This window comes from Cupriavidus sp. DL-D2 (assembly GCF_039710735.1).
Taxonomy (GTDB): Bacteria; Pseudomonadota; Gammaproteobacteria; order Burkholderiales; family Burkholderiaceae; genus Cupriavidus.
Window position 1 is genome coordinate 45838 of sequence record NZ_JBDKXK010000025.1, and the last position, 20363, is coordinate 66200.

The window sequence follows — 20363 nt, forward strand, 5'->3', positions numbered from 1 at the left end:
GAAAGACGTGAAGTTTGTCGAAATGCGCATTGGCATGCTTCCTGCAGCACGGTACACGCGTGACATACCGACGGCCCGGCAAACAAGGAGCGCGTGATGAAGCAATCCCGCCAGAAGTCCAACGCGATGAACGTGGCAGACCACTGTGTCCGTGTGCGGGGCGCGCGAGAGCACAACCTGAAGAATGTCGACGTCGATATCCCGCGCAACGCGCTGGTGGTGTTCACCGGCGTGTCGGGCTCTGGCAAGTCGTCGCTGGCGTTCGGCACGCTCTACGCAGAGGCACAGCGGCGCTATTTCGAATCCGTCGCGCCCTATGCCAGGCGGTTGATCGATCAGGTAGGCGTGCCGGAGGTCGACAGCATCGAGGGACTGCCGCCCGCGGTGGCGCTGCAGCAGCAACGCGGCACGCCCAATGCGCGCTCCACGGTGGGCAGCGTCACGACATTGTCCAGTCTGGTTCGCATGCTGTACTCGCGTGCGGGCAGCTATCCGCCGCGCCAGCCGATGCTGTATGCCGAGGATTTCTCTCCCAATACGGTAGAGGGTGCATGTCCGGATTGCCATGGGCTGGGGCGCATCTACGATGTCACCGAGCAGTCGATGGTGCCCGACGATGCGCTGTCGATCCGCGAACGTGCCGTGGCCGCGTGGCCGCCGGCGTGGCATGGGCAGAACCTGCGCGACATCCTCGTCACGCTCGGCTACGACGTCGATAGGCCATGGCGTGACCTGCCAAAAAAGGATCGCGACTGGATCCTGTTCACCGAGGAGCAGCCCACCGTGCCCGTCTATGCGGGGTTTACGCCGCGCGAGGTGCGGGCGGCGCTCAAGCGCAAGATGGAGCCGAGCTACCAGGGCACGTTCACCGGTGCGCGCCGCTACGTGCTCCAGACGTTCGCCACCACGCAGAGTGCTTTGATGAAGAAGCGCGTGTCCCAGTTCATGATTGGCCGCGACTGTCCGACCTGCCATGGCAAGCGACTCAAGAAGGCGGCGCTGTCCGTCACGTTCGCGGGCCTCGATATCGGCGCCTTCACGCATCTGCCGCTCGCGCAGGTAGCAGAGATCATGCGTCCGGTGGCGCATGGCGAGTTATCGCAGCCAGCGGATGCTACCCGCGATATCGTGAGCCGTAAGGCCGCGCGCGCCGATACGGCCCGACGCGTCGCCGCTGGTGGGTCCGCGCATCAGGCCGCACCGGACGTACGGCGCACCCCCAATCTCTCCGAAGAGAAGCGGCTGGCCTCGCAGCGCATTGCGGAAGAATTGATGGAACGGCTGTCCACGCTGCTCGACCTCGGTCTCGGCTATCTGTCGCTGGATCGCAGTACGCCGACGCTGTCGTCAGGCGAGTTGCAACGGTTGCGGCTTGCCACGCAGATCTCGTCGCAATTGTTCGGTGTGGTCTATGTGCTCGATGAACCGTCGGCGGGGCTGCATCCTGCGGATGGCGAAGCGTTGCTCATCGCACTGCGCCGGCTGAAGGCAGCCGGCAATTCGCTCTTCATCGTGGAGCACGACACGCAGACCATGCGTCAGGCGGACTGGCTCGTGGATGTGGGGCCGGCCGCAGGCGAGCATGGTGGACAGGTGCTCTACAGCGGGCCACCCGAAGGTCTTGCGGGCGTCAAGGCGTCGCGCACGGCGGCGTATCTGTTTGGCGATCAGGCAAGGATGGCGGGAAGGCAACGGGAACCAGCGGGATGGCTGAGGCTTGCGCACGTCTCGCGTAACAACCTGCATCGCGTGGATGCGGAGATTCCGCTCGGCTGCTTCACCGCGGTCACTGGCGTGTCGGGTTCGGGCAAATCGAGTTTGATCAGCCAGGCGCTGCCGGAACTCGTGAACCGGCAACTGGGCCGGGCGAACGATAGCGATGCGGACGAGGAGCGCGATCCGCTGTTCGCGGTGACGGACGCGCCGACCGAAGGACGCATTGCGAGCGGCATGGAGTCAGTGCGCCGGCTGGTGCGCGTCGACCAGAAGCCTATCGGCCGCACGCCGCGCTCGAACCTGGCCACCTATACCGGGCTGTTCGATCACGTGCGCAAACTGTTTGCCGAGACGCCCGCCGCGCGCAAGCGGCGCTACACCGCCGGACGATTCTCGTTCAACGTGGCACAGGGACGATGCCCGACCTGCGAAGGCGAGGGCTTCGTCAGCGTGGAGTTGCTGTTCCTGCCCAGTGTCTACGCACCGTGCTCCGCTTGCCATGGCACCCGCTATCAGCCGCAGACGCTGGAGATCACCTGGCAGGGCCGCAATATCGCCGAAGTGCTGGACCTGACCGTGGATGCGGCCTGCGAGGTCTTCGCAGGGGAAGCCGTGGCGATGCGCTCGCTGAAGGTATTGCGCGATATCGGACTCGGCTATCTCCGCCTCGGTCAACCCGCCACGGAGTTGTCTGGCGGCGAGGCGCAGCGCATCAAGCTGGCCACCGAGTTGCAGCGCGCGCAACGCGGCGACACGCTCTACGTACTGGATGAGCCGACCAATGGCCTGCATCCCGCCGATGTGGACCGCTTGCTGGTGCAACTGCAGGCGCTGGTGGAGGCGGGCAACACCGTGGTGGTGGTGGAGCACGACATGCGCGTGGTGGCGCAGGCGGACTGGGTCATCGACATCGGCCCCGGTGCGGGCGGAGAGGGGGGCCGTATCGTGGGGACCGGGCGCCCCGCCGAGATCGCAGGCATGCGTACGAGCACAACCGCGGCCTATCTGCGGCAAGCGCTGGAACATCGTCCGTAGCCGACGACGCAGAACACGGTGGCGCGCATGCCGAATCTCTCCGCCTCGGTGCCTTCGCGATGGGGCTTGCGTGGCACCGAAGATCTCGGAGGCGGACTCAAATCGCAGTTCGTTCTTGAATCCGGTTTCGCACCGGACACCGGTGTGGCGAACTTCGGCAACCGGCTGTTCGGCCGACAGGCCTGGGTCGGGTTGTCGGGCAATTGGGGACAGGTGGCCTTCGGTCGCCAATACACGATGATGTTCTGGGCCACGCTGGATTCCGACATCCTGGGTCCGAACACATTCGGATCGGGTGCGCTGGACCCGACGATTCCCAACTCCCGCGCGGACAACGCCATTTCTTACAAGGGCAAGTTCGGTGGGCTGACGGTTGGTGCCACCTTGCCACCGCGGGGTATATCAACAACAGCGGCCAACTGGCGCAGTCAGTCAGCAGCAACCCGGGCGCTGCAGCTTCGCCGGGTGGCAATCAGTTGGGGGCAATGCTGGGGGTGAAGCATACGTTTTGAGGGAATGGCGGGAGGGAGCGGCGAGGCAGCACAGCAACGGCAAGCAGCCGTTCCCTCTCGAAAAATGGCAGCACCGCTAACGCTGCGCTCCGTGCGCAATCGCCCGCTTGATCATCCGTAGAATCTGATCGTTGGCTTTCTGATGGTGCAATTCCACATCGGGATGTCCCGCCTGAAATACGCGGAAGATCTCATCTGCGAATGCCTGCCCAACGGTCTCGACGCCTTCAAAGTCCAGGATCACCGTCTTGAACTTGTCGATGCGCGCAAGCAATCGTTGTGCTTGCGATCGGGAGACGAGGCTTTCCGCACCCATCCTGGCAAGCCTCACCGGCACGATGGTCTTGCTGAACGTGTACTCATCAGGCTCTGCGAACTGATCAAACACCTCGCGTAACGTCCGGGTGCATGCATTGCCGTGACGGAGGAAGACCGTCGTGCCATAGCTTTCACCTCGCCCGTGTTCGAGCAGGAAGTCCGGCTCGTCATGCACATGGTCGAACGTCAGCCCATTGGACAGAATCCGGTAGTTATCGAATGCCCTGGAAGAAAAGAAAATGCCTTCGCCGGAGTGGTGGGTGGGATCGGTGGTTAGCTTGCCCTTGGCTAACTCCAGAATGGCCTGGCGCTCATCTGGAAGATTGCACAGCCGGGTGATTCTTCGAAAGATACCCTCCCCATCGTCACCGATGTAGCAACTTGTGAATGCCACGTTGGCGTAGAGCTGGACCTTCAGCTTCGTGCCCTGGGAGTGATCAATAGCGTTGTTGATCATCTCGGTCACGCCGTACTCCCAAACATTCAGAGCCTCTGGGGTGAGCAGGTCAGTCAGGACGGGCTTCAGGTACTCCGCCCAAACAACGTGTTCCTCCAGGCCGTCCAACAGGAATTCCTTGCTAACGTCCTTCAATATGCCCAGAAAGTACGTTTTCGGACGTTGCCCCGTGCCTGGCACCAGCAAACCGTTTTTCACCATGCGGCCCAGCAATGCTGTGGCTGCCTGGCGTGAGATACCCCTTGCCTCCTGTAGCGGAGCGGCGAGCGCAACCTCCGCCTTATCAGCAAACTGTGCCGCCAGGAACCGAGCCATGCTTGGATCTGTACGCATATGTCAACATCCATCGTCGTCTATGACAACATCCTAGCATCGCGTATTGTCATAGGGACGTGAGTTAAGGCGTATATGTGATCTATGTCACATATTTTGCGGCGGCAGCGGCGTTGCTCTATGCCTCGGTCTCATCCTGAATCTCCTTGCTGCGAACCCGGCGCGCCACGGTCAGCTTGCGATTGACGCCCGTAGCACCCTGGCAGCCATCGACGAGATTCGAAAAAATGGCGCGCAAGGTTTTCAACGTTGCCGCCAGCTCTTCCGGCGACACACCCGACACCGACGCTCGTTCGATGTCCCACGCGCGCGGTGCCAACTCCGCAACGATGGCGCGGCCTGCAGGCGTCAGTGACATGTGGATGTTGCGCTTGTCTTCCGCTGACGCATCGCGGCGGAGAAAGCCGCGTTCCTCCAGTGCAACGACCGCCCGGGACAGATAGGAAAGCTCGGCGCCAGTATGGCTCGCCAGATCCGAGAGCCGCTGATGATCTTCATGGCGCAGCGCGGCAAGAATGCGCCATGCCTGCAGATTGATGTTGTGCGGTTTCAGATCGGCAGCCTACAGCACCACGCCGACCGCTTCCACCTCGATCTTGAATCCATAGTGCAGCGCACCAGTGGGCACCACGGCGCGCGCGGGACGCGCCTCGCCGATCCACGCCGCGTAGACCTTGTTGAAGGCGGGCCAGTTCTCGATGTCGTCCACATAGACGCGTACCTGCGCCAGTCCCTCGATGCCACTGCCTGCGGCAATCAGTGCGGCCTTCACGTTGTCCAGCACCTGTTGCGCCTGCGCTTCGAACGAGGCATCGACGAGTTTGTGGCCATCCACTGTGACGGGCAACTGTCCGGACACGAAGACCATGCCGTTGGCCACGGTCGCGTGGCTGTAGTGGCCGCCGGGCGCTGCCATCGTGGCGGGCTGGATGGTGCGGACTGCGCCATCGCGTTGCTTGTGATTACCATCCATGCAGGCGGCTCCATTCCGTGATCTCGCCGTCCTCGGCAAGCGCTTGATACGAGGGGAACTGCGCACCGGTTGCGCAGGCGTGATTGGGAAGGATACGCAGCATCGTACCGATGGGGAAGCGCCTGGCGATATCGGCGTCCTTGTTGCTTTCACCGCCTTCGCGCGACAGGATGCCGTGTTCCTGATTGGCGCCGCTCAGGACATAGCCCGGCAGCACCGTGCCATCGAGGCTGCAGACCTGACCATAGGCGAAGTCGTGCTTCTGCTTTTGCGTGCCGCGATCCCGGCTCATCGCCATCCAGCCCGCATCGACAATGGCCCAGCCTTTCTCCGCCTGATGCCCGATCACGGTGGTCAGCACGCTGAGCGCGAGATCATCGGTGCCGCAGACCCCGACGTTGTGCATCACCAGATCGAAGAAGACATAGACACCGGCGCGCACTTCGGTGACGCCATGCAGGCTGGCGGCCGAGAGGGCCGTAGGGGTGGAGCCGACGCTGACCACCGGGCAAGGCAATCCCGCTGCGCGCAGCCGTTCGGCGGCGCGCACGCAACCGGCGCGCTCCTGCTCGGCCATTGCGGCCAATGCCTCGGGCGTATCGAGGTCGTAGCTGGAGCCCGCATGCGTCATCACGCCGCCCAACTTTGCGCCACCTTCGTGCAGCACCGTGGCCACATCGACCAGCGCGGCTTCATCGGGACGGATGCCGGAGCGGTGGCCGTCGGTATCGATCTCGATCCACACTTCGAATGCTTCGTCATGTTCCGTACCGAACGCGACGATGGCGCGCGCCGAATCGACGCTGTCCGTCACGATCTTGAGGTCGCATCCACGACGACGCAGCGCGAGTGCTTGCGGCAGCTTGTTCGCCACCATGCCCACACCATAAAGGATGTCCGTAGTGCCATCGTCAAAGAAGTGGGCGGCCTCCTTCAGCGTAGAGACAGTGATGCCGGTGGCCCCCGCCGCGATCTGCGCGCGTACCACCGGAGAACACTTGCTGGTCTTGACGTGCGGACGAAAGCGCACGCCCAGTGCATCCATGCGCGCCTGCATGTGGCGGATGTTGCGCAGCATGCGCGGGGTGTCGATGATGGCGGCCGGGGTTTCCAGTTGCGTCAGTTGCATGGGCGCGGCAGCGGAAGCGGTCATGGCGTGTGCGTGGGGATTGCGGAGGTTCCCACTGTAGGCGCGATAGCGCCACCTGTGGTTAAATTTTGGAACATCAATCGTTAAGCAGAAGTGAATGATCCAGATCGAGGATTTGCGGCTGGTGGAGGCGCTGGCGCAGTGGCCTTCGCTGAGTGCGGCGGCGCGCGCACTGAATGTGACGCCGCCTGCGTTGTCCGCACGGCTGCGCAAGCTGGAGGCGAGCCTGGGGCTCGCGCTGGCCACGCGCACGGCGCGGCGACTGAGCCTGACGGCCGAAGGCGAACGCTTCGCACGGGAAGGCGCGGCGATTCTTGCGCAACTCAATGCACTGCCGGAATCGTTTCGGCGCGAGGACAGCGCGCTGACGGGCACGTTGCGCATCGCCGCGCCGTTCGGCTACGGACGGCAACACATCGCCCCGCTGCTCGCGCGTTTTGCGCAAATCCACAAGGGTCTGCGGCTGCAGTTGGACTTGCGCGAAACGCCATGGCCCGACCGCCACGATTCGGACGCCGTGATCCATATCGGCGCGGTACGCGATTCGTCATGGATTGCCCGCACGCTCGCGCCGAATGCACGCTGGCTATGTGCGAGTCCGAAATATCTGCGCCAGCACGGAACGCCAACGGTGCCGCGCGATCTGCTGGCTCATGCGTGTATCTGCATCCGCGAGAACGACGAGGACGTGACGCTGTGGCGGTGTCGTCCGTCCCTGTCGGGAAAGCCCGATACCGTGCGTGTCGTACCGGCCTATACCAGCAACGATGGCAGCATTGCGCGCCATTGGGCGGAGCAGGGATTGGGGCTGGTGCTGCGCTCGGAGTGGGATGTCACCGAGGCCGTGGCGCGCGGCAGGCTGGTGCGCGTGCTGCCGGATTGGGCGTTCGACAGCGCACCCGTGACAATGCTCGTGCCCACACGGCGCGGACGTACCGCGCGCGTGCAGGCACTCATGCAATTTCTGGAGCAGGAACTGGTCAGGCCGCCTGCCGCACCGCCGTCGCGGCGCCGAGCATAAGGTCGAGGTTCTGCACGGCGGCACCGGATGCGCCTTTGCCGAGGTTGTCGAACACGGCGGCCAGCAACACCTGTCCATGTTCACGATTGCCGAAGACGCCAAGGCGCAGATCGTTGGTGCCGTTCAGCGCTTGTGGATCGAGACGCTTGAGCGCGGAGGATTCGGCGAGTGGCAATACCTCGACATGACGAGCGCCCACGTAATGCTCTTGGAGCGTGGCGTGCAGCGTCTCGATATCGGTGCCCGGTGCGAGCAGATCCAGTTCCAGCGCGACGGTCAGCACAATACCTTGCCGGAACGCGCCATAGGACGGCACGAAGATCGGGCGACGGGCCAGTTCCGCGTGCAACTGGATTTCAGGCGCGTGCTTGTGCGCGAGTTCCAGTCCATAGACCTGGAAGGGCAGGGCCTGTGCAGCATCGGGTCCTTCGTAGGTTTCCACCGCTGCGCGTCCGCCGCCCGAATAGCCCGACACCGCATGGATGGTGATCGGGTAGTTGTCTGGCAGCAGGCCGGCCTTTGCCAGGGGGCGCAACAGCGAGATCGCACCGGTCGGATAGCAGCCAGGATTGGTGACGCGCAGTGCGCCGGCGACGCGCTGCGCCTGGCCGTCACCCATCTCCGGAAATCCGTAGGTCCAACCGGGTTGCGTGCGGTGCGCCGAACTGGCATCGATCACGCGCACGGCCGGGTTGACGATGGAAGCCACGGCCTCCCGCGCGGCGGCGTCCGGCAGGCACAGGATGGCGATATCGCAACTGTTGATGGCTTCGGCGCGGGCGCGCGGGTCCTTGCGCTGGCCGGCGGGGAGCGTCAGCAGGCGAAGATCGTCGCGGCCGCGCAGGCGTTCATGGATCTGCAGGCCGGTGGTGCCCTGGTCGCCGTCGATAAAAACAAGGGGGTAGGTCATGGTGGCCTCTGCGCGGTTGCGATTGAGATTGCGATGGATACGATGGATGCGAAAGAGACGCCATCTTGCGCCTGCGGATAGAATCGTAAAAGTTGAATTTCATGACGATGAGATTCAGGTTTCCTGAATGATGGATTCGGAGTGCCCATGCGCGAGATCAGCCTGGACCGTTTGCGTACCCTCGTTGCCATTGCCGACCTCGGCTCCTTTGCCGAAGCGGCACGCGCGTTGCATCTGGCGCCGCCCACGGTCAGCCTGCACATTGCGGAATTGGAAGCGCGCATCGGTGCGCCACTGCTGACGCGCAAGCGCGGCGAGGTGCGTCCATCGGCCATCGGAGAAACGTTGATTGAACGTGCCCGGCGCCTGCTGGCCGATGCCGAGGTGGCGCTGCACGATGTGCGGCGGCAAGTACAAGGATTGACGGGGCGTGTGCGTCTGGGTGCATCGACCGGCGCCATCGCGCATCTGTTGCCACAGGCGCTGGCCACGCTGGCGGAGCAGCATCCCGATATCGACGTGCAGGTGGCCGTGCTGACTTCGCAGGAGACCCTGGCGCGACTGGCGGGCGGCACGCTGGAGGTCGGTCTGGTGGCCTTGCCGCAGGCGCGTGTGGCGGGGCTGACGATTCGCCCGTGGCGGCGCGATCCGGTGCAGGCGTTCCTGCCCGCAAGCTGGCCGTGCCCCGCACGTATCACGCCAGCATGGCTGGCTGCGCGGCCATTGATCCTCAACGACGACACCACGCGCCTATCTCGCCTGACCGCCGAATGGTTCGCCAGTGGCGGGCACAGGCCGGTGCCGCGTATCCAGCTCAACTACAACGACGCGATCAAGAGCCTGGTGGCGGCCGGCTATGGGGCTGCGCTGCTGCCGCACGAGGTGACGACGCCCGCGCCCGATGCACGCGTGGTGATGCGCCCGCTGCGGCCGGCGCTGTGGCGTCGGCTGGGCCTGGCGCACAGCGGGGAGCACGTGGATCGCGCGACGCAGTACGTGCTGGACGCGCTATGGGCACTGCGGGCCGCGTAGCGGGTATCGATCTATACCACCATCAACCCCGCATCGGACGGCTTGCGTGCGAACAATCCCGACAGCTTGCGCAATGCCGCAGACAACTGCGCACGCGTGGCCGCGCCGCCCAGGGAAATGCGGATGGCGTTGGGCGAGCCGCTGCCATCGGCAAACACATCGGATGCGGTGACGCGCAGATCTTCATCGCGCGCGGCGCGGCTGAATGCCGCCGCATTCCAGTAGCTCGGCAACGGATGCCAGACGTGAATGCCCCACGGCGTCTGCGGTCCGTTGCCGACCAGCCATTGGCGCGCGATATCCTGCCGCGCTGCGGCTTCTTCGCGTATCCCCATCAGCAGCGCGAGAGCCGATCCGTCGTGGATCCACTGCGTAGCCAGCGCCGTGGCCACGGGCGATGCCATCAACGTCAAGGCACGCAGCGCCGCAAGGAAAGACTCCTGCAGCGCCGTGTCCGGTGTTACCGCGTAGGCGGTGCGCAATCCCGGACTCAGGCATTTCGATAGCGTGGCGATGTACACGGTCTCGGCGGGCGCGATGGCCGCAAAGGGCGGTGGCGCATCGGGCGTCAGCAGCCAGTACGGATCGTCTTCCACAATCGTGATGCCCCGGCGCTGTGCGATACGCGCGAGTTCGCGTCGGCGCGACTCGGGCATCGTGTGCGTGGTGGGATTCTGCAGCGTGGGATTGAGATACAGCAGTTGCACGCGCTGCGATGCGCATGCGGCGTCCAGCGCATCGGGCCGCATGCCATCGTCATCGACGGCGATGGTCACGACTTCGCGTCCCAACTGCTTGGCGGCGGCGCGGATGCCGGGATAGACCAGCGGTTCCGTCGCCACCACGCCATCGGGCGCCGTGCGGCACAGGATCAGTGCGGCCAGCGCGGACTGCGCGCCGGGACATGCGATCACGGATGCTGGTGCAATCGTCCCAAGTATCGGCGCGAGCCACTGCGCACCCGCAGCGCGATCGGGTTGCGTGCCGCCGCCCAACTGATAGGTCATCAGCAGGCTGGCATCGGCGCGTACGGTCACTTGCGCCAGTCCGCGACGCAACATGTCGTCGAAGTCGATCTCGGCGGGCGGTGGCGGCACGTTCATGCTCAGGTCCACGGCCTGCACCAGATCGAACGCGGGCGCGGCGATGTACGTGCCCTGCGATCCACGGGCGGTGATCAGGCCGCGCCGGCGCGCTTCGGCCAGTGCACGGGTAACGGTCGTCAAGTCGACCCCCAGCATGGCGGCGAGTTCGCGCTGCGGTGCAAGCCGGTCTCCCGGCGACAACTTCCCGCCTGCCACCGCACGCTCCAGGAAGTCCGCAATCTGCACATAGCGGGGGCCTGCCACAAAGGTGCCGATCCAGTTCGGCAAGTCGGCGTCACGCGGCGTTGTAGGCATGAGGTGAAACCCTTGTATGGATGTTGTCTTACCTTAGCATGCCGCGCATCGCGGGGAAATCCATACAAACAGCATTTCGCCGCGCCCCCGGACATCAAGGTATTGATATGCGCAAGCCATCGCCATCGGCCGACCCGACAAGGGAACGTCGGCGAAAACTCCACACCCCTCTCGTTTCAACGATTCGTCGCGTGGCGCCCCTGGCGTTGCCGCTCTGGCTCACCGGTTGTTCATGGGATCTGCTGTCACCCGGCGGCTCCGTTGCCGAACAGACACGGCACCTGATCGTGTTGTCCACGGCGCTGATGCTGCTGGTGGTGATCCCCGTGATCATCCTGACGCTGGTGTTTGCATGGCGCTATCGCGAGACCAACACCAAAGCCGAATACGCGCCGCGGTGGTCGCACTCGACGAAGATCGAGGTGGTGGTGTGGGGCATTCCATGCGTGATCGTGGCGATGCTGGGCATCATCATCTGGGACTCCACGCACAAGCTGGACCCGTTCCGTCCGCTGGAGTCGAAGGTGGCCCCCATCGAAGTGGATGTCATTGCGCTGGATTGGAAGTGGCTGTTCATCTATCCGCAATACGGTGTGGCGTCGCTGAACGAACTGCCGGTGCCGGTGGGTACGCCGATCAATTTCCGCATCACGGCGGAATCGACGATGAACGCGCTGTTCATCCCCAAGCTGGGCAGCATGATCTACGCGATGAGCGGCATGCAGACCAAGCTGCATTTGATTGCCGACCAGACCGGCGTGTTCGAGGGCCGATCCGCCGCCTACAGCGGCGCGGGTTTCTCGGACATGCATTTCAAGACGATTGCCACCTCCCGCGCGGAGTTCGATGCGTGGGTGGCGCGTGTGCGCGCATCGGGCGGCACGCTTGACGCAGACACCTACCGCAAGCTGGAACAGCCCAGCAGCAAAGACCCCGTGAAGACTTACGCCAACGTATCGCCGCGCCTGTTCCAGGGCGTGGTGGATCAGTACATGGCTGCCAGCGACGACATCTGCCGCGCCGACAGTCCCGTGACCCTGCGCGCCGCACTGCCGCCTCTGCCCGAGGCCGCACCCACCTCGCTGGAGCGCTGACACCATGTTCGGAAAACTCTCTCTCGACGCCATTCCGCTGCACGAGCCCATCATCATGGGCACGCTGCTGGTGGTGCTGCTCGGCGGCGCCGCGTTGCTGGGCGCCATCACGTACTTCGGCAAGTGGCGCTACCTGTGGACCGAATGGATCTGCTCGGTCGATCACAAGCGCATCGGCGTGATGTACATCATCATGGCGCTGATCATGCTGCTGCGCGGCTTTGCCGACGCCATCATGATGCGCGCGCAACAGGCCATTGCCGTGGGCGATGCAGCGGGCTATCTGCCCCCACATCACTACGACCAGATCTTCACGGCACACGGCGTGATCATGATCTTCTTCGTGGCCACACCGTTCATCCTGGGTTTGATGAACGTGATCGTGCCGCTGCAGGTGGGCGCTCGCGACGTGGCCTATCCGTTCGTCAATTCGCTGAGTTTCTGGATGTCGGCGATGGGCGCGGTGCTCGTCATGATGTCGATGTTCGTGGGCGACTTCGCGGCCACGGGATGGGTCGCGTATCCGCCGCTATCCGGTCTCGGATACAGCCCGACAGTGGGGGTGGATTACTACATCTGGTCATTACAGATATCGGGGCTGGGCACCACGCTCACCGGTATCAACTTCATCGTCACGATCCTGCGCATGCGTGCGCCGGGCCTGACGCTGATGAAGATGCCCGTGTTCACCTGGACCGCGCTGATCACGAACATCCTGATCGTGGCCATCTTCCCGGTGCTGACCGCCACGCTGGCGCTGCTCACGGCCGACCGCTACCTGGACATGCACTTCTTCACCAGCGAGTTGGGCGGCAACGCCATGATGTACGTGAACCTGATCTGGATCTGGGGCCACCCCGAGGTCTATGTGCTGATCCTGCCGTGCTTCGGCGCGTTCTCGGAGATCATCGCCACGTTCTCGCGCAAGCCGCTGTTCGGCTACACGTCGATGGTTTACGCCACGTCGTCGATCGGCGTGCTGTCGTTCTTCGTCTGGCTGCACCACTTCTTCACGATGGGCTCGGGCGCCAGCGTCAATGCGTTCTTCGGCATCATGACGTCGATCATCTCGATTCCCACGGGCGTCAAGTTGTTCAACTGGCTGTTCACGATGTACCGGGGGCGTATCCGATTCCACTCGTCCACGCTGTGGACCATCGGTTTCATGTGTACGTTTGCCGTGGGCGGCATGACCGGCGTGCTGCTGGCCGTGCCCGGTGCGGACTTCGTGCTGCACAACAGCCTGTTCCTGATTGCCCACTTCCACAACGTGATCATTGGCGGCGTGGTGTTCGGTTGCCTCGCGGCGATGACGTTCTGGTTCCCGAAGGTGTTCGGTTTCACGCTGAACGAGTTCTGGGGCAAGGTGGCGTTCTGGTGCTGGCTGGTGGGCTTCTACCTGGCCTTCATGCCGCTGTACGCACTCGGTCTGCAAGGTATGACGCGTCGCATGAACCACTACAACAATCCCGACTGGCAGCCCTATCTGATCGTGGCGCTGGTGGGTGCGGTGATCATCGGCTGCGGCATTCTCGCGATCCTGTGGCAACTGTTCGTCAGCGTGCGTGACCGCAACCAGAACCGCGACCTGACCGGCGATCCGTGGGACGGACGCAGCCTGGAATGGGCCACGTCATCGCCCGCGCCGTTCTACAACTTTGCGCACGTGCCGCAGATCACGTCGCTGGAGCAGCACTGGGACGACAAGGAGGCGGGCCGTGCATGGCAACAGCCGAAGCAGTACGAGGACATCCATATGCCACGCAATACCTCGGCCGGGTTCCTGGTCTCGGTGTTCGGGCTGGTGTTGTGCTTCGGCTTTGTCTGGCATATCTGGTGGATGGTGGGCGCGGGCCTGATCGCGATGATCGGCACGTTCATCGCACGCGCCTATGACCGCGACGTGGACTACTACGTGCCTGCGGCGGAAGTCGAGAAGATCGAGCGTGCGCGCTTCGATACCCTGCGGACGGTGAACTGAGATGAGTACAACCCTGAAACTGCGCGCGGATGCGGCGACGACTGCTGAGGGCGCGGTCATCCATCCGCACGACACCCATGCCGATCATGACCATGGGCATCATGACGAGGAAGTGCAGTCACGCCTGACGCTGGGCTTCTGGCTGTACCTGATGAGCGATTGCCTGATCTTCGCGGTGCTGTTCGCGACGTTCGGCGTGCTGGTCAACAACACGGCCGGTGCGCCTTCCGGCCGCGAACTGTTCGACCTGCGCTTCGTGCTCGGTGAAACCATGCTGCTGCTGACCAGCAGCCTGACGTTCGGCGTGGCGATGCTCGGGCTCGACAAGCGCGGCAAGAGTGGACAGCCGGGCGATGCGCGCCATGTGGTGCGCTGGCTCGTGCTGACCTTCGCGCTGGGCGCCGCCTTCGTGGGCATGGAGATCTACGAGTTCCGCGAACTGCTGCACGAAGGTGCCGGTCCGCATCGCAGCGCCTACCTGTCGGCGTTCTTCATGCTGGTGGGTACGCACGGCCTGCACGTCACGGCAGGCCTGTTGTGGCTGACCGTGATGGTGCATCAGATCCAGGTGTTCGGGCTTGATGGCACCGTGCGTCGCAAGCTCGCATGTCTGAGCCTGTTCTGGCACTTTCTGGATCTGGTCTGGATCTGCGTCTTCACCATCGTTTATCTGAGGGAATTCCTGTGAGCACTACCGATACCCACGCCAGCGAGCATGCTGCGCACGGCTCGCACGGCAGCCTGCGCAGCCATCTGGTGGGCTATGCGCTGTCCGTCGTCCTGACGCTTGTTTCCTTCGGTGCGGTGATGGGCAAGCTGTTGCCGCCGTCTGCTGCGTTGGCGATCATCGTGGCGCTGTGCGTCGCGCAACTGATCGTGCAACTGGTGTTTTTCCTGCACCTGGGGCCGCGCAAGGGCCAGCGCGGCAACTCGGCCATCTTCGCCTGCACGGTGTTCCTGATTGCCATCGTCGTGTCCGGTTCGCTCTGGGTCATGCACAACGCGACGTTGAACATGATGCCGATGCAGTCGATCCCTGCGGCGCGTTGATCTTTTATCGGAGCAAGTCTTGTTCAGAGGTAACAAGGACGAGGTCTTCGTGCGGCAGGCGCTGGAGCAGGCGGACTACGCCTGCGGCCGCTGGATCGCCAGCCAGCGGCACTTCGACGTGGACCCCACATCGTTGCTGGAACCCTTGGCCAAGGCCGCCGTGGTCACTGCTGTAGCGATCTATGTGGAAACCGCGCGACTCAGCCAGTTGGAAGTCCAGCGCGCGCTGGCCATCGAGACCGTGGCACAGGCGCGGGCACTGATCGACCGGCTGCATCCACTGGCGTTTGGTGGCGGATGGTATGGGGGCCGGGCGTTGCGGTAGTTGGCGTCCAGATAGTCAGGGTATGCCGAATCGGAGCCTCAGCGGACAATTTCCGGAGCTGGCCAGCGTGCCGGTATCGAGTTGTCCCGTTGCTGCATTGAATGCATAGCGCCAGATCTGACCATCCCGGAATCCGATGATGTAGAGGTACTTTCCAGATGGATCGAAGACGGGGCCAGTAGGATTCCTGCCCGTGGCAACTTCCGGACCCAGGGAGGACAAGGCGCCGGTTTGCTGATCGATTCGATATGCCGAGATCGAGTCGCTTGAGTGATTCGCGACATAGGCGAACCGCCCGGAGGGATCGATGGCAAGGGAATCCGGCTGCCAGCCCGTGGGGACAGGAGCGCCGATCTGCGTCAGTTTCCCTGTGGTGCGGTCGATGGCAAAAGCGGTCAGGGTCTGATTGTTGTTCGTGACGTAGAGGTACTTGTCGTTCGGATGCATGGCAATGTCCGTTGCCAGGGGGAGGGCCGACGGTACCGCATCGGCTATCACGGTCGGTATCTTCGTCGCATCATCGATCGCGTATGCGGAAAGGGGCGTCGCGAGGTTGTTGTGAAGGCCGTAGGCAAACTTGCCGATGGAGTCCAATACGATGTCCTTGGGGTATGCCGGACTCGCAACAGGCGCATCGATTGCCGTGAAGGCGCCGGAAGATGCATCGATCGAGAACACCGACAAGGTGCTCGCGGTGAGATTTGGCACATATGCAATGCCGCCGGCCGGATGGAACGTCATGGTGACAGGTGCGGCCTGGTTGGTGGCGACCGGCGTGCCGAAGGCGGTTAGCGCGCCCGTTGCCGCATCGATCGCATACCCGTGAATCGTGCCGTCCCCGTAGTTCGGCACATAGCCGAACTTTCCGCCAGGGGCAATGGCGAGGTATTCCGGAAAGTCCCCGGCTGGAACGGAGACAGCGTTGTTCAGCGCGCCCGTTGCCGGGTCCACGCCGAATGTGACGATGCTGTTGGAGCAGATATTGCTCACATAGGCACTGCGCGCTGTCGGGGTGGTGCAGATGACGGCGATGTCTCCAATGTCCGCACCGCTCACCACGCCGCTTCCCGCGTTGACGATGCAGCGTTGTGCCGGAATCCCGGGCCGCAATACCTTGATGCTGTAGGACGCGCCGGAGAGCAGTGGCGTCGGGAACGTGAAGTTGCCATTGGCATCGACAGTCAGCAGATCGCCAGCGTTGTTTTGCAGGATGAGTCCGTTGCCACTCAATCCGCCGAGCGTCCCGCCGATCCGGAATGCATCGGCGCACACCACCTTCACGCTCGCGATATCGGCATCGCTGACGACACCGGACCCGGCATCGACGGTGCAGAGCTGTGTGGGTGTTTCCGGATGGGTCTTCACGGCGACGCGGTACGACGCACCGGCCTCCAGCCGCGCCGGGAACGAAAAGCTTCCGTTGGACGATACCGCGACGCTGCTGTCGTCATTCAACAGCAGTACCAGGCTCTTGCCCGTCAGTCCGCTGACCGTTCCGCCGACGGCATGCGCGGTTGGTGTCGAAGGTGCAGGCGGTGGTGCTACGGCTCCGGGAGGTGTCACGGACGCGGGCGACTCGGCGTCTGGTGAATCGCCGCCGCAACCGGCCAATGAGAGTGCCGATGCCAGCAAAGCTGTCTGCAAGATCCCGAATAGTCCAATACGTGTTGTGGTTCGCCCTGTCATCTGCCGCCCATCCCCGTTCCATCGTCATGTGGTCTGCCAGCCCATGCATCGACGCGGCCGACATCTTTGGCGTGCAAAGTACCAGAACGAACGGATTCCGGATGTCCCCAGAACGTGTGACAACGTTTTCTCCCCTCTCCCGCTGCGCGGGAGATCGACGAAGCCAGACGACTGGTAGCATGTGCAAGGTGTTGCGCCGTGCCCATGCTGGTTCATATCGTCCGTCTGGAGAGCGAAATCGAATGCGAATCTGCCTGTCGATGATCGTCAAGAACGAGGCCGCCGTGATCGAGCGTTGTCTGCGCACGGTGCGCCCGCATATCCGCGCATGCCCCTCCATGTCAATCGACCCATGAAGACACCCGCTCTCTCCCTCGCCGTATTGCTAGTTGCCGTCGTAGTCGTCGCAGGATGCTCGGACCGCAACACGTCCTCTCAGAAGACTGCGGACAACACGCCAATGACAGCCAGTGCACCGCGCACTGACGAATGGCTCGGAAAGTGGACCGGCCCGGAAGGCACGTTCCTCGAACTGGCCGGCGGCCATGGCAAGTACGACGTCACCGTGCAGAACCTGGATGGTCCGCGCAAGTTCGAGGGCCGGTATGCCGACGGCGGTATCGAGTTCGAGCGTGACGGGACCAGGGAGGTCATTCGCGCGACCAATGGCGCCGAGACCGGCATGAAATGGCTCGCCGACAAGAAGAACTGTTTGACGGTTCGCACCGGTGAAGGCTACTGCAGGGACTGAGTACGCCAAGCCATCGCGTGTAGATTCTTCACGCGGCTTCGGCTTGCATCAGGGCGCTGACATGCGCCGCCGTACTCGTGGCCAATGCGTCCAGGCTATACCCCCCTTCGAGGATCGACACGATGCGGCCATCGCACGTCTTGTCCGCGATCTGCATCAATTCCCTGGTGATCCACTCAAAGTCGCCGTCCTCGAGGTTCATGCCTGCGAGGGGATCCAGGCGATGCGCGTCGAATCCCGTGGAGAGAATCAGGATTTCGGGAGCGAACGCCGTTAGCGCGGGCAATACGTGAGCGGAAATGGCTTCGCGGAATTGCCTGGAATCGCAGCCGCGAGGCAACGGAACGTTGACGATATTGTGGTTCACACCCGTTTCGGACCGCGCACCCGTACCGGGATAGAAAGGCGACTGGTGGCTGGACGCATAGAACAACTCGGGGCGGTCGAAGAAGGCGTTCTGCGTGCCATTGCCGTGGTGCACATCGAAATCGACCACGGCGACGCGTTCGAGTTTGTGGACTTCATACGCATAGGCTGCCGCGATGGCCGCCTGGTTGAAAATGCAGAAGCCCATCGCCTTCGCCGGTTCGGCGTGGTGGCCGCACGGCCGCGTTGCGCAAAACACGTTGCGCGCCTGGCCGTCCATCACGGCATCCACACCCGCACAAGCCGCGCCGACGCAGCGCATCACGGCTTCCCATGAACCCGGCGACATGACGGTATCGCCCGCGTCGAGTGGCACGTATCCATGAGCGGGAATGCTTTGCTCGATCTCTTCGATGTAGTCCGCCTCGTGGATCATCCGTAACTGCTCGACGGTGCCCATCGGCGCTTCGCGCCACGCCAGCGAAGCGAAGTCCGGTGTTTGCAGCGCACTGACGACGGCTCTCAGACGTTCGGGAGACTCCGGATGATGCGGACCAGGGCGGTGTTCCAGACACGCCGCGTGGGTATAGATGATCGTAGCTGTCATGTTCGGCTGTCCTCGGTTCAACCGGCAACTTCTCTACATCACATATCAACAAGCGCCGCGGACCATCACGGCGCCACGGTGGTATGTAATATATCAAAACATTCCTGAGGTGTCGCCGGCGTGGGAGCCATCGAGCGGCTTGTGGCGCATCGGGTAAACGATAGGTTGGTGGCGGTCCTGGGATCGACGGGCATCGGCCGGCAAGTCGGCAGGTCGGCAATCCGTCCTTTACCGCCCCCGCGCCGCTAACAAGATAATCACCAGCGCCGCAGCAATCCACGCAGTGCCTGCCAACTGCCACCCCGAGAGCGATTCATGCAGCAGGAGCATGCCGGCCAGCAGGCCGACCACGGGCACCAGTAATCCGAACGGTGCAACCTGGTTGGCGGGATGGCGCTTGAGCAGGCCGGTCCACAGGCCGTACGCCATCACCGTGGCGAACCACCCCAGATAGGCCGCACCGGCCCAGGCGCTGATCGATGCGTCCATCCACTGGTGCTGCGCGCTAGGTCCATCGACCAGCCATGTGAGCAGCAGGAATGGCAGTACAGGTGCGAGGCTCGACCAGACCACGAACTGGATGGGGTTGTAGTCGGGATAGTGGCGCTGCAGATGGCGCGCAAGAATGTTCGATGCCCCCCACATGCCCGCTGCGCCGATGGTCAGCAGCAGTCCCGCCAGCGTGACATCGGCGCTTGTGCCACAACCGGCAATGACTTCGATGCCGAAGCAGGCGAGTCCCGCGAGAGCGAAGACCAGGCCGCCGAGCATGGGGCGGCTCAGTCTTTCTCCAAGGAAGGCGAATGCCATCAACGCGGTGAAGAAGACTTGCGTCTGCATCAGCACCGAGGCGAGTCCGGCGGTCATGCCGAGCCGCAATGCCATGAACAGCAAGCCGAACTGCCCGAGTCCCTGCAGCAGGCCGTACGCCGCCACCCATCGCAAAGGCAGCGCAGGGCGGCGAATCATCAGCAATAGCGGCATCGCGGCAAATGCGTAGCGGGCGGCGCCAAGTTGCATGGGCGTGAACTCGCGTAGCGCCAGTTTCATCGCCACGAAATTGAGACCCCAGATCACCACGACCGTCATCGCGGCGGCGAGGTCGGCCATGGACATCGCCGAGGTGGTGGCGGTGGCCGATCTTGCTGCTGAGGTCCGGTTCATTGCGCGGGCCGGTCCTTGCGATAGGCATTCTTCACGGCGATCTTGCCGTCGCGAAACGTGAAGACGTCGACCATGCGCGCCTCGATGCGCTTGCCGTCGCTGGCGCGCGTGCCCCGGAACGTGGACTCCGTGACGCCACGATCATCAGCAACGAAATGAACCGGGTCGCGCCAGCTCGCATCGGGGCAGGTTGCCCACGCCAGTGCGAAGCCTGCCTGCACGGCTTCGCGGCCGATGAAGCTGCGTCCGAGCAGGGCATCGCCAGCCACCGCGTGAAAGGTGCAGTCATCGGTCATGCATGCCATCAGCGCGTGGATGTCGTGGCGGTTCCAGGCGGCGGAGAAGGTATCGAGCAGGGCGAGGTAGTGAGTACTGGTATCGAGGGGCATGGTGTAACCGGTTTGCGTAGAGGAAGAATGCACGTTCGACATCGTATGGGGGCACCCCGCGTGGGCATGGGTCCAGATGCGCCATGGCGTGCG

At 63.4% G+C, this 20363-nt stretch carries 19 protein-coding genes and 1 pseudogene; 10 read left to right on the plus strand and 10 right to left on the minus strand.

The features are described 5' to 3' along the window. Positions 1-96 precede the first annotated feature (96 nt). Both ABDB81_RS15720 and ABDB81_RS15725 read left to right on the plus strand, forming a co-directional pair. Positions 97-2751 (plus strand): excinuclease ABC subunit UvrA, encoded by a 2655-nt coding sequence (locus tag ABDB81_RS15720; RefSeq protein WP_346811996.1) that lies wholly within the window; start codon positions 97-99, stop codon positions 2749-2751. A 12-nt stretch (positions 2752-2763) separates the two neighbouring features. Next, positions 2764-3246, plus strand: a pseudogene (locus ABDB81_RS15725) (porin); the annotation flags it as partial. A 93-nt stretch (positions 3247-3339) separates the two neighbouring features. Here the strand turns inward: ABDB81_RS15725 and ABDB81_RS15730 are convergent. From ABDB81_RS15730 to ABDB81_RS15745, 4 genes are all read right to left on the minus strand, one after another. Further along, positions 3340-4353 carry an STAS-like domain-containing protein gene (locus tag ABDB81_RS15730; protein WP_346811998.1) on the minus strand — a complete coding sequence of 338 codons (1014 nt, stop codon included), beginning with the start codon at positions 4351-4353 and terminating at the stop codon, positions 3340-3342. Positions 4354-4489: 136 nt separating this feature from the next. Beyond that, complete coding sequence (locus ABDB81_RS15735) at positions 4490-4924, minus strand: MarR family transcriptional regulator (RefSeq protein WP_137927126.1); 435 nt, start codon at positions 4922-4924, stop codon at positions 4490-4492. Positions 4925-4933: 9 nt separating this feature from the next. Beyond that, positions 4934-5344 carry a RidA family protein gene (locus tag ABDB81_RS15740; RefSeq protein ID WP_346812000.1) on the minus strand — a complete coding sequence of 137 codons (411 nt, stop codon included), beginning with the start codon at positions 5342-5344 and terminating at the stop codon, positions 4934-4936. Continuing rightward, positions 5334-6497: a DSD1 family PLP-dependent enzyme gene (locus ABDB81_RS15745; RefSeq protein WP_346812001.1), complete on the minus strand. Its 1164-nt coding sequence runs from the start codon at positions 6495-6497 to the stop codon at positions 5334-5336. The genes ABDB81_RS15740 and ABDB81_RS15745 overlap by 11 nt, the downstream gene beginning before the upstream one ends. Positions 6498-6591: 94 nt before the next feature. Here ABDB81_RS15745 and ABDB81_RS15750 point away from each other — a divergent pair, with 94 nt between their 5' ends. Next, a complete protein-coding gene (locus ABDB81_RS15750; protein WP_346812003.1) occupies positions 6592-7515 on the plus strand; it encodes a LysR family transcriptional regulator in 924 nt (307 codons plus the stop codon). On the opposite strand, the gene argC is transcribed toward ABDB81_RS15750, so the two are convergent. Beyond that, positions 7475-8425, minus strand: a complete 951-nt coding sequence (gene argC, locus ABDB81_RS15755; protein ID WP_346812004.1) for an N-acetyl-gamma-glutamyl-phosphate reductase — start codon at positions 8423-8425, stop codon at positions 7475-7477. The two genes, ABDB81_RS15750 and argC, sit on opposite strands and share 41 nt — an antisense overlap. A 147-nt stretch (positions 8426-8572) precedes the next feature. Here argC and ABDB81_RS15760 point away from each other — a divergent pair, with 147 nt between their 5' ends. Next, positions 8573-9457 (plus strand): LysR family transcriptional regulator, encoded by an 885-nt coding sequence (locus ABDB81_RS15760; protein ID WP_346812006.1) that lies wholly within the window; start codon positions 8573-8575, stop codon positions 9455-9457. 11 nt (positions 9458-9468) lie between these two features. On the opposite strand, the gene ABDB81_RS15765 is transcribed toward ABDB81_RS15760, so the two are convergent. Next, positions 9469-10857, minus strand: coding sequence for a PLP-dependent aminotransferase family protein (locus tag ABDB81_RS15765; RefSeq protein WP_160473382.1), 1389 nt, complete (start codon positions 10855-10857; stop codon positions 9469-9471). Between the two features lie 191 nt (positions 10858-11048). Between ABDB81_RS15765 and cyoA the strand changes: the two genes are divergently transcribed. The 5 genes from cyoA to ABDB81_RS15790 are packed head-to-tail and all read left to right on the plus strand — an operon-like array spanning position 11049 to position 15307. Continuing rightward, entirely contained in the window at positions 11049-11951 is a 903-nt protein-coding gene (cyoA, locus tag ABDB81_RS15770; RefSeq protein ID WP_346812008.1) for a ubiquinol oxidase subunit II, read from the plus strand. Between the two features lie 4 nt (positions 11952-11955). Continuing rightward, positions 11956-13932: a cytochrome o ubiquinol oxidase subunit I gene (gene cyoB, locus ABDB81_RS15775; protein WP_346812010.1), complete on the plus strand. Its 1977-nt coding sequence runs from the start codon at positions 11956-11958 to the stop codon at positions 13930-13932. A 1-nt stretch (position 13933) separates the two neighbouring features. Further along, complete coding sequence (cyoC, locus tag ABDB81_RS15780; RefSeq protein ID WP_346812012.1) at positions 13934-14620, plus strand: cytochrome o ubiquinol oxidase subunit III; 687 nt, start codon at positions 13934-13936, stop codon at positions 14618-14620. Further along, on the plus strand, positions 14617-14982 hold the full coding sequence (cyoD, locus tag ABDB81_RS15785) for a cytochrome o ubiquinol oxidase subunit IV (protein ID WP_346812013.1): 366 nt from the start codon (positions 14617-14619) through the stop codon (positions 14980-14982). Before cyoC ends, cyoD begins: the two co-directional genes overlap by 4 nt. A 19-nt stretch (positions 14983-15001) precedes the next feature. Then, positions 15002-15307, plus strand: a complete 306-nt coding sequence (locus tag ABDB81_RS15790; RefSeq protein ID WP_137927115.1) for a hypothetical protein — start codon at positions 15002-15004, stop codon at positions 15305-15307. Between the two features lie 15 nt (positions 15308-15322). Here the strand turns inward: ABDB81_RS15790 and ABDB81_RS15795 are convergent, their stop codons facing one another. Then, the gene (locus ABDB81_RS15795; RefSeq protein WP_346812016.1) at positions 15323-16870 is read right to left on the minus strand and encodes a beta-propeller fold lactonase family protein; all 1548 of its coding nucleotides are present in this window, start codon (positions 16868-16870) and stop codon (positions 15323-15325) included. A gap of 583 nt (positions 16871-17453) precedes the next feature. Here ABDB81_RS15795 and ABDB81_RS15800 point away from each other — a divergent pair. After that, the gene (locus ABDB81_RS15800) at positions 17454-17744 is read left to right on the plus strand and encodes a hypothetical protein (RefSeq protein ID WP_237380426.1); all 291 of its coding nucleotides are present in this window, start codon (positions 17454-17456) and stop codon (positions 17742-17744) included. Positions 17745-17772: 28 nt separating this feature from the next. Here the strand turns inward: ABDB81_RS15800 and ABDB81_RS15805 are convergent, their stop codons facing one another. The 3 genes from ABDB81_RS15805 to ABDB81_RS15815 all read right to left on the minus strand — a co-directional run bounded on the left by ABDB81_RS15805 (position 17773) and on the right by ABDB81_RS15815 (position 20270). Next, a complete protein-coding gene (locus ABDB81_RS15805; protein WP_346812017.1) occupies positions 17773-18717 on the minus strand; it encodes a histone deacetylase family protein in 945 nt (314 codons plus the stop codon). Between the two features lie 228 nt (positions 18718-18945). Next, on the minus strand, positions 18946-19881 hold the full coding sequence (locus ABDB81_RS15810; protein ID WP_346812018.1) for an EamA family transporter: 936 nt from the start codon (positions 19879-19881) through the stop codon (positions 18946-18948). Then, positions 19878-20270, minus strand: coding sequence for a nuclear transport factor 2 family protein (locus ABDB81_RS15815; protein WP_137927111.1), 393 nt, complete (start codon positions 20268-20270; stop codon positions 19878-19880). Before ABDB81_RS15815 ends, ABDB81_RS15810 begins: the two co-directional genes overlap by 4 nt. Positions 20271-20363 lie beyond the last annotated feature (93 nt).

Bases quoted from the DNA above. Each gene is read 5' to 3' on its own strand.
- ABDB81_RS15720 (WP_346811996.1), top strand. From the start codon at position 97: ATGAAGCAATCCCGCCAGAAGTCCAACGCGATGAACGTGGCAGACCAC.
- ABDB81_RS15730 (WP_346811998.1), bottom strand. From the start codon at position 4,353: ATGGCTCGGTTCCTGGCGGCACAGTTTGCTGATAAGGCGGAGGTTGCG.
- ABDB81_RS15740 (WP_346812000.1), bottom strand. From the start codon at position 5,344: ATGGATGGTAATCACAAGCAACGCGATGGCGCAGTCCGCACCATCCAG.
- ABDB81_RS15745 (WP_346812001.1), bottom strand. From the start codon at position 6,497: ATGACCGCTTCCGCTGCCGCGCCCATGCAACTGACGCAACTGGAAACC.
- ABDB81_RS15750 (WP_346812003.1), top strand. From the start codon at position 6,592: ATGATCCAGATCGAGGATTTGCGGCTGGTGGAGGCGCTGGCGCAGTGG.
- argC (WP_346812004.1), bottom strand. From the start codon at position 8,425: ATGACCTACCCCCTTGTTTTTATCGACGGCGACCAGGGCACCACCGGC.
- ABDB81_RS15760 (WP_346812006.1), top strand. From the start codon at position 8,573: ATGCGCGAGATCAGCCTGGACCGTTTGCGTACCCTCGTTGCCATTGCC.
- ABDB81_RS15765 (WP_160473382.1), bottom strand. From the start codon at position 10,857: ATGCCTACAACGCCGCGTGACGCCGACTTGCCGAACTGGATCGGCACC.
- cyoB (WP_346812010.1), top strand. From the start codon at position 11,956: ATGTTCGGAAAACTCTCTCTCGACGCCATTCCGCTGCACGAGCCCATC.
- cyoC (WP_346812012.1), top strand. From the start codon at position 13,934: ATGAGTACAACCCTGAAACTGCGCGCGGATGCGGCGACGACTGCTGAG.
- ABDB81_RS15800 (WP_237380426.1), top strand. From the start codon at position 17,454: ATGACAGCCAGTGCACCGCGCACTGACGAATGGCTCGGAAAGTGGACC.
- ABDB81_RS15805 (WP_346812017.1), bottom strand. From the start codon at position 18,717: ATGACAGCTACGATCATCTATACCCACGCGGCGTGTCTGGAACACCGC.
- ABDB81_RS15810 (WP_346812018.1), bottom strand. From the start codon at position 19,881: ATGAACCGGACCTCAGCAGCAAGATCGGCCACCGCCACCACCTCGGCG.
- ABDB81_RS15815 (WP_137927111.1), bottom strand. From the start codon at position 20,270: ATGCCCCTCGATACCAGTACTCACTACCTCGCCCTGCTCGATACCTTC.